The sequence below is a fragment of the Homoserinimonas sp. genome, from assembly GCF_056262345.1.
On the sequence record NZ_JBACFR010000251.1, the window covers coordinates 1 to 8488 of the forward strand.

Annotated in this window: 5 protein-coding genes and 1 pseudogene; 5 read left to right on the forward strand and 1 reads right to left on the reverse strand. The window is 64.7% G+C overall.

The genetic code is table 11. From position 1 onward, the window contains the following. A partial coding sequence (locus AC062T_RS11830; protein WP_476030267.1) for a cadherin-like beta sandwich domain-containing protein occupies window positions 1–806 on the reverse strand: 806 nt, incomplete at its 3' end. A 144-nt stretch (window positions 807–950) separates the two neighbouring features. Here AC062T_RS11830 and galE point away from each other — a divergent pair. The 5 genes and pseudogenes from galE to AC062T_RS11855 all read left to right on the forward strand — a co-directional run. Further along, window positions 951–1964, forward strand: coding sequence for a UDP-glucose 4-epimerase GalE (gene galE / locus AC062T_RS11835; RefSeq protein ID WP_476030269.1), 1014 nt, complete (start codon window positions 951–953; stop codon window positions 1962–1964). 154 nt (window positions 1965–2118) lie between these two features. Continuing rightward, window positions 2119–6189: an ExeM/NucH family extracellular endonuclease gene (locus AC062T_RS11840; protein WP_476030271.1), complete on the forward strand. Its 4071-nt coding sequence runs from the start codon at window positions 2119–2121 to the stop codon at window positions 6187–6189. 136 nt (window positions 6190–6325) lie between these two features. Further along, window positions 6326–7261, forward strand: a complete 936-nt coding sequence (gene cysK / locus AC062T_RS11845; protein WP_108518074.1) for a cysteine synthase A — start codon at window positions 6326–6328, stop codon at window positions 7259–7261. Between the two features lie 46 nt (window positions 7262–7307). After that, entirely contained in the window at window positions 7308–7883 is a 576-nt protein-coding gene (gene epsC, locus AC062T_RS11850; protein ID WP_476030273.1) for a serine O-acetyltransferase EpsC, read from the forward strand. 33 nt (window positions 7884–7916) lie between these two features. After that, window positions 7917–8488, forward strand: a pseudogene (locus AC062T_RS11855) (CPBP family intramembrane glutamate endopeptidase); the annotation flags it as partial.

Below are 8488 nucleotides of genomic sequence, written 5' to 3' on the forward strand. Positions count from 1 at the left end.
GGAACCGTCGCCGTGTAGTTCGTGATGGAGGGGTCGAAGGCGGGGGTGAGCGTGCCTACGGAGAGCTCGAGGTTGGCGAGAGCGACGTCGGCGGTGGGGGCCGGGCCGCGCGTGATGGTGACCCAATACGTTCGGGAGGTACTGTCGGGGGCCGTGACGGTGATCCATGCGAGCGTGCCGGATGCGGCAAGTCTCACGGTCATGGCGTCGACCGGCATGCTGGCGCTCAGTGTGAGCCCGTATTCGGCAGGTACCGAGCCAAGCACGAAGTCCAGGGTCTTGGTCTCATACGGCACATCGACCGAGTACGACGTGGTCGCGGGGTCGAAGGAGGGGCTGAGGCTTCCCTGCGAGACAGCGAGGCTGCTCAGGCTCAGATCGTAGGCGGGGGGCGGCGCAGGGACCTTCGTCACGGTGAGCGTGTACTGCACGCTTGGTCCGCCGCCCGGCACCGCGACCGTCGCGGTCATGATGTTGGCGCCGACCCGCAGCCACGACGGCGTCGTCCCGGTTCCGCTGGGGGTGACAGCCCCAGCGTCGCCGTTCCATGTCGTGATGGTGGCGGCAGGGTCGCCCGCGGTCGGTGTGAATGAAAAGTAGGTGGTGGAGTTGGGGACCGTGATCTCGTATTCCCTGATGGAGGGATCGAAGGCCGGGGCGAGGGTGCCGGCTGATGCGGTCAGGTTGCTCAGAGTGCAGTTGATGGGCACAGCGATGGCGGCGGGCGCGGTCGCAACGACCATTCCTGCCCCGAGGGTGAGGGAGAGCGCGAGCGCGAGCGCTCGGCGGGTATGAGTTCGGATCATCCCTCCAGCCTATTTTGATATATCGCGGCCCGAGGCGTTGCGTCGGGATGGATCGCCCCCAGTTCGAGGGGAGCTCAAGCGCTTCGCCCAAACCCGCCGCCGTAAGATCGGGAGAGCACTAACAACCTCGACCGACGGAGCCTCGTGAAAGTCCTGCTGACCGGAGGTGCCGGGTACATCGGCACCCATGTTGCCGTCGAGCTCATCGAGCAAGGGCACAGTGTTGTCATCGCGGATGACCTCTCCAACAGCAGCGCCGAAGCAGTGCGCCGGGTCGAGCAGATCACCGGTGCGAGCATCCCCCTTGTCGTGGCGGACCTCTCGCACCCCGGCCAGGCGGACCAGGTTCTGGCGGAGCATCCCGTCGACGCCGTCATCCATCTGGCGGCCTTTAAGGCGGTCGGCGAATCCGTCGCCCAACCGCTCGAGTACTACCGCAACAACATCGACAGCACGCTCGAGCTGCTGGCGGCGATGAAACGCCACGGCGTCTCCCGTTTTGTGTTCAGCTCGTCGGGCACCGCCTATGAGGAGCCCATTACGTTGCCCCTCATCGAGACCGCTCCGACCGGCCTTGCGGCAACCAACCCATACTCCCGCAGCAAGGCGATCATCGAGCGGATCTTGGTGGATGTCGCGGCGTCTGACCCCGACCTGCAGGTGGCGATCTTGCGCTACTTCAACCCCGTCGGCAATCATCCGAGTGGCCTGATCGGCGAGGACCCACTCGGGGTTCCCAACAATCTCATGCCGTTCGTGAGCCAGGTCGCCGGGGGTCGGCGCGACCGCGTCTCCGTCTTTGGCGACACCTATGACACGCCCGATGGCACCGGGGTGCGCGACTATGTGCACGTGATGGATCTCGCGACGGGGCACGTTGCGGCCCTCGCCACGCTGGCGCCGGGAGTCGAGGCCTACAACCTCGGAACGGGTCGCGGCACGAGCGTTCTTGAGCTGATCGCCGCCTACTCCGCCGTCGTGGGGCATCAGATTCCGTATGAAATCGTGCCCCCTCGCCCCGGGGACGCGGCCGCAACCTATGCCAACGTCGACAAGGCCAACCGCGAGCTGCACTGGCGGGCGACTCGTTCGCTGGAGGATGCCTGCCGGGATGCTTGGGCGTGGCAGTCGGCGAACCCGCGAGGCTACGAATCCTAAGTAGCGGGGTGTCTTTCGGGTGAACACCCGGTAACCGCAACATATGAGCGCTTGGAACTGGCAATTTGCTGGGATATCGTCAGTCTCGTCCCCCAAAAGGGGGTAGACCTCGTGCGTTCCGGTGAAGTGGCGCACGTCTAAGTGGGAGACGCATATGAAGCAGCCTGCCGACTCGGCCCCTGAACCACGCGCATCACGGAGGGGTCGGCTCGCTGCCGTCGCTTCTCTCAGTGCCCTAGCCCTCATCTTCTCGGGGCTCGGGGCCACGTCGGCATCCGCCGTAGACGTGACTCACACGATCGCCGAAGTGCAGGGCACGGGGGCAGCGACTCCGCTCGCGGGTTCCGTCGTCACCGTTGAGGGAGTCGTCACCGCCGACTACCGCGGCGTCAGCAACTACCGCGGCATGGTCATCCAAACGGCGGGCTCCGGCGGGGCGGCGGATGCGACGCCTGGTGCCTCCGACGGCATCTTCGTGTATCTGAACGCGGCCAACCCCGGTGTGGCGATCGGCGATCTCGTGCGGGTCACGGGCACCGCGAGCGAGAACTTCGGCCAGACGCAGATTGCCGCAACGACAGCCGCGGCAACAGAGCTGGTCACTGCGGCCGTCGGAGTTCCGGCCGGCACCCCGATGCCCGACACCGCCGTTGGCGACGCGCGAGAGGCCCTCGAGAGCCAGCTCGTTGTTCCGACCGGCAACTACCTCGTGAGTTCCAGTCACCAGCTTTTCAACTTCGGCACCCTGTGGCTCAACGCGGGAGCCTTGGCGGTCAAGAGCACGGAGACGACGGATGCTGGGCCAGCGGCCACCGCCATTACCGCGGCCAACCGGGCCAATCGCATCCTGCTTGACGACGGTTACAGCATCCAGATCAGCAACGCGAGCCACCCGGGCACTCAGCCGTTCTTCACGGCAGACACCGTTGTGCGCAACGGCGACACCGTGTCGTTCGCGACGCCGTATGTGCTCTCGTATGGCTTCGACGACTGGCGTCTGCAGCCGACGGTGCCCATCAACGATGCGAGCCCAGCAGCGCTCAAGCCCACGTTCAACGGTGAGAACGCCCGCCCAGCGACGGCTCCCGAGGTTGGCGGCGACTTCCAGGTCGGCGCGTTCAACGTCTACAACTACTTCACGACACTGTCGAGCGTGAACTCGCAGGCCCGCGGTGCCGAGACGGCCCAAGAGTTTGCTGTGCAGAAGTCCAAGATCGTGGCGGCCATTAACGGGCTCGGCGCCGATGTGGTGGCGCTGCAGGAGATCGAGAATTCGGTCAAGCTCGGGGAGCCGCTCGATGAGGCGCTCGCCGACCTGGTCGACGGTCTCAACGCCGCAGCCGGTGCTGGCACATGGGCCTATGCGGCCACTCCCGCAGAGCTCAACAATGCCGCTATCACCGACTTCATCGCTAGCGCGATCATCTATAAGCCGGCGGCGGTCACACCCGTCGGGGCGAGCTTCACCGACCTCGACGCCGTGTGGGATATCGCCCGCAAGCCGGTCGCGCAGACCTTCGAGTCAAACGACACGGGCAAGGTGTTCACCGTTGTGGCGAACCACTTCAAGTCCAAGAGCGGCGATGGAGCAGAACCGGCGGATGGGCAGGGTCGCTTCAACGCGGAGCGGGTTGCCATGTCGCAGCGTCTGTTGACGTTCTCCGACTCGATCGCGGCCGACCCAGCTAAGTCGGCGGATGTCTTCCTCATCGGAGACTTCAACGCCTATTCAGAAGAAGACCCCGCTCAGGTTCTGACCGATGCGGGGTTCTCAGACCTCGTTGCTGACAAGACCGATGGGCAATACACCTACACGTTCGACGGCGAGCTCGGCTCTCTTGACCACGTGTTCGCCTCCCCGTCGCTCGCGAACTACATCACAGGTGCTGGCGTCTGGACGATCAACTCGCCAGAGTGGTCTGACCGCGGGTACGAGTTCGCGGCCTCTGAGGCCGGGACCGTTTATCGCTCAAGCGACCATGACCCCATCGTCGTCGGCGTCAGCAGCGAAATCGCTCCCGTCGAGATTGAGATCCTCACGGTGAACGACTTCCACGGTCGGCTCGAGGCGGGCAGCGGAGTTCCGGGAGCGGCCCAGATGGGCGGAATGGTCAACTACTGGCGGGCGCTCAACGCCAACACCACGTTCGTGGGCGCTGGCGACTTCATCGGAGCATCCACCTTCACGTCGTTCATCCAGAACGACCAACCCACGATCGACGTGCTCAACGAGATTGGGCTCAACACGAGCTCGTTCGGCAACCACGAGTTCGACCAGGGACGCGCCGACGTTGATGACCGCATCCTCGATGCGGCCGACTGGCCCTACCTTGCGGCCAACCTCTATGACCGAGCCACGAATGAACCGGCCTACGACGAGTACTTCGTGCAGGAGTTCGAAGGAGTCACGGTCGGATTTATCGGCGCGGTCACGGAGGCGCTGCCGGAGCTCGTGAGCCCGGCAGGCATCGCAACTCTTGAGGTCCGTTCGATCGTGCCCGAGGTCAATCGAGTCGCTGACTATCTGCAGGATGGTGACGTGGCCAATGGCGAGGCGGACGTTCTCGTTCTGCTCGTCCACGAGGGAGCCGCCACGACCAACATCGCCTCGGCAACCGACGACTCGGCCTTCGGCCAGATCGTCATGGGCATCAGCCCGGAGGTCTCGGCGATCGTCTCTGGCCACACGCACCTTGCCTACGACCACGAGGTCACGGTCCCTGGCATGGAGCGCCCGCGTCTGGTGATTTCGGCGGGCCAGTACGGCGCCAACTATGGGCACCTCGACCTGAGCGTCGACCCGGTGACCAAGGAGATCCTCGCCTTCGCAGGCGAGGTGCTGCCGATCGCCGGGTTCACCCCCGACCCCGAGGTTGCGGCGATTGTGGCGGATGCTGTTGCCGTCGCGGCCGTGCAGGGCGCGGTCAAGGTCGGCGAAATCGAGGAGTCGATGTTCCGCGCAGTGCAGAACCCGACGGCAACCACCCCGTTCCCCGAGAACCGCGGTGGCGAGTCGACGCTCAGCAACTTCGTCGCCGACGTGCAGCTGTGGGCTACTGCGGATGCCGCTACCGAAATCGCCTTCATGAACCCGGGCGGTCTACGGGCCGACCTGGTTTATGGCTCGACCGGGCCGAATGATCCGGATGGCAACGTAACCTACGCCGAGGCGGCCGCAGTGCAACCGTTCGCCAACACGCTCACGACCCTCACCCTCACGGGAGCCCAGATCAAGAGCGTGCTCGAGGAGCAGTGGCAGCCCGCCGGTGCTCAGCGACCGTTCCTCAAGCTCGGTGTTTCTGCCTCGCTCGAGTACACCTACGACCCCACCGCAGCGGTGGGCTCGCACATCACCTCCATCACGGTGAACGGCGAACCGATCGACCCAACGGCAAACTACAAGGTCGTTGCCAACTCGTTCCTTGCAGCGGGTGGCGATAACTTCGGCACCTTTGCGCAGGCGACGGGCGCGGCAGACTCCGGCCGGGTCGATCTGCAAGCGATGGTCGACTACTTCACGGCTAACCCCGTGGTCGAGGTCGACTACGAGCAGCGGGCTGTCGGTGTGGTCTTCTCGGCGCCCGGCCCGTATGCCGTGGGCGACCAGGTGACGCTGAATCTCTCCTCGCTGCTCTTCAGTCGCGGTGGTCCGACTCAGGCCACCGTCGAGGTTGCCCTCGGGGACACCGTGCTGGGCACTGCGGCCATCGATCCGACCATCGTCGACACGACCGATGAGCAGGGCAGGGCCAGCGTCACAATCACCGTCCCGGCGGGTGTCAGTGGTCCACAGGTACTCACCGTGACCGTGCCGGAGACGGGAACCGTAGTCGAGGTGCCGATCGAGGTTGAGGCGGCGCAGGAGGCCATCGAAAACACGAAGGTGCCCCTCATTACGGGTGCGCTGCGGGTCGGCAAGACCGTGAGCGTGAACGAGGGGCGCTGGAGCGTGAGTGGGGTCACCTACGCCTACCAGTGGAACCGCAACGGCCAGCCGATCGCGGGCGCCACCGGCGAGAGGTACAAGCTCGTGGCAGCGGATGCTTCCACGACGCTTACCGTCACGGTCACCGCCTCGAAGGATGGCTACACGGATGGTTCCGCCACGTCGGCCGGCCGGGTCGTCAAGGCAGCCGCGAAGCCGGGCATCATCGGCACGATCGTTGCGGCGCTCGAAGACGTGGCAGCGGAGCTGAGGGCCTACCTCGAGTGGCTCTTCGGATAGGCCAGACAGCAGAAACCCGGCCCGCTGCGGTGCAGCGGACCGGGTTTCGTTGCGCGTGATGAAATATTTTGGGCCCATTGAGCGCTGGGCTTTAAGGTGAACACATACCCACAAGCCTTCAGGGAGTAACGAGATCATGGCCCGTATCTATAACAACGTCACCGAGCTCATCGGAAACACCCCTCTCGTTCGCCTGAACAAGGTGACGGAGGGAGCTGGGGCAACAGTGCTTGCCAAGCTCGAGTTCTACAACCCCGCCAACAGCGTGAAGGACCGTATCGGTGCGGCCATCATCGACGCGGCAGAAGCATCCGGAGCTCTCAAGCCCGGCGGCACCATCGTCGAGGGAACCAGCGGTAACACCGGAATCGCCCTGGCTATGGTGGGCGCTGCCCGCGGATACAAGGTCATCATCGTGATGCCCGACACCATGAGCCGCGAGCGTCGCTCGGTGATCCGCGCGTTCGGTGCGGAGATTGTGCTCACCCCGGGAAGCGAGGGGATGCGCGGCGCGGTCGAGAAGACCAAGGAGATCGTCGAGAACACCCCCGGTGCCGTGTGGGCCGATCAGTTCGGCAACCCGGCCAACGCGGCCATCCACTACAAGACCACCGGTGAAGAGATCTGGGCCGACACCGATGGCGCCATCGACATCCTGGTCAGCGGCATCGGCACGGGCGGCACCATCACGGGCGCCGGAACCCTGCTCAAGGAGCGCAAGCCAGAGGTGCAGGTCATCGCGGTCGAGCCTGTCGACTCCCCGCTGCTGAGCGAAGGTAAGGCTGGTCCTCACAAGATTCAGGGCCTCGGCGCGAACTTCGTGCCCGACGTGCTCAACCGCGAGGTATATGACGAGGTCATCGACGTTTCACTGGATGCTTCGCTCGATTTTGCGCGTCGCCTCGCCGTCGAAGAGGGCATTTTTGTGGGCATCTCGTCTGGTGCGGCCGTGAGCGCCGCAGTCGAGGTCGCCAAGCGCCCCGAGAACGCAGGCAAGACCATCGTTGTGGTCGTCCCCGACTTCGGTGAGCGTTACCTCTCCACGATCCTGTTCGAGCACCTGCAGGACTAGTGTCCGACCCTCTTTCTCCTCGAATGTCACGGGCGGGAGCGGCGCGATGAGCGTCGTCTCCCGCATCCGTGAGGATGTTGCAACAGCGCGCCTGCGCGATCCTGCGGCGCGCAGCAACGCCGAAGTGTTCTGGCTCTACTCGGGTCTGCACGCGGTGTGGTGGTATCGCATCGCGCACATTCTGTGGCGCTGGCGTTGGTACTTCATCTCCCGTGCCGTTTCTCAATTCGCCCGCTTTCTCACGGGCGTTGAGATTCATCCCGGCGCCACCATTGGCCGACGCTTTTTTATCGACCACGGCATGGGCGTCGTCATCGGCGAGACTGCGGAACTCGGCGACGACGTCATGCTCTATCACGGGGTCACCCTGGGGGGTCGGTCATCGGAGCGGGCCAAACGCCATCCCACGCTGGGCGACCACGTCACGGTGGGTGCGGGAGCCTCGGTGCTCGGCCCGGTCGTTCTGGGCGCGGGAAGCGTCGTCGGTGCTGCAGCCGTTGTGCTCAAGGATGCGCCTCCTAAGTCTCTGCTCGTGGGGAGCCCCGCGGTTCCGCGGCCGATCGCTCCCGTGCATGAGTTCGACCGTCAGTTTTTCGTGGACCCTGGCACGTATTCCATCTGACGGTTCTAGGGCACCCGCGGGTAGGCTCATGGCGTGAACTACGCCTTTCATCGCCTTGCTCGCTCCGCCCCCAAATACGCCTGGTGGAAGGCAATTGTCACGGGGCTGATCGCCTTGGGCATCTATGTGGTGTTCACCGTGATCATCACGGTGGCGATGCTGATCGCCTCGTTCCTTGACGTGGGCGGCGTCGCCGCGCAATTCGAGACGCTGCTCTTCGAAGGAACGATCGACAACTCGCAGCCGGTGATCTTGGCGTTCTCGCTCGCTACTGTCGCGCTCATGCTGCCGTCGATCATCCTGGCCCGGCTCATCATGGGGCCGAGGCCCCTGGGTCTTATCTCGTCGGTGGCCGGGCGACTGCGCTGGGGCTGGTTGGGGCGGCTTGCCCTTCCTGCGGTCGTGGTCTTCGCTGTCACCTTCGGCCTGCAGCTGTTCGCCATTCCGCCGCTGTTCGGGGAGGAGATTGTCGGCCCGCAGATCGGCGCGAATACGGTTGCGCTCATCATCGTGACCCTGCTGTTGGTGCCGGTGCAGGCAACGGCGGAGGAATACGTCTTTCGCGGATACCTGATGCAGGCCATCGGCGGCTGGTTGAAGCATCC

Bases quoted from the DNA above. Each gene is read 5' to 3' on its own strand.
- AC062T_RS11840 (WP_476030271.1), top strand. From the start codon at position 2,119: ATGAAGCAGCCTGCCGACTCGGCCCCTGAACCACGCGCATCACGGAGG.
- cysK (WP_108518074.1), top strand. From the start codon at position 6,326: ATGGCCCGTATCTATAACAACGTCACCGAGCTCATCGGAAACACCCCT.
- epsC (WP_476030273.1), top strand. From the start codon at position 7,308: ATGAGCGTCGTCTCCCGCATCCGTGAGGATGTTGCAACAGCGCGCCTG.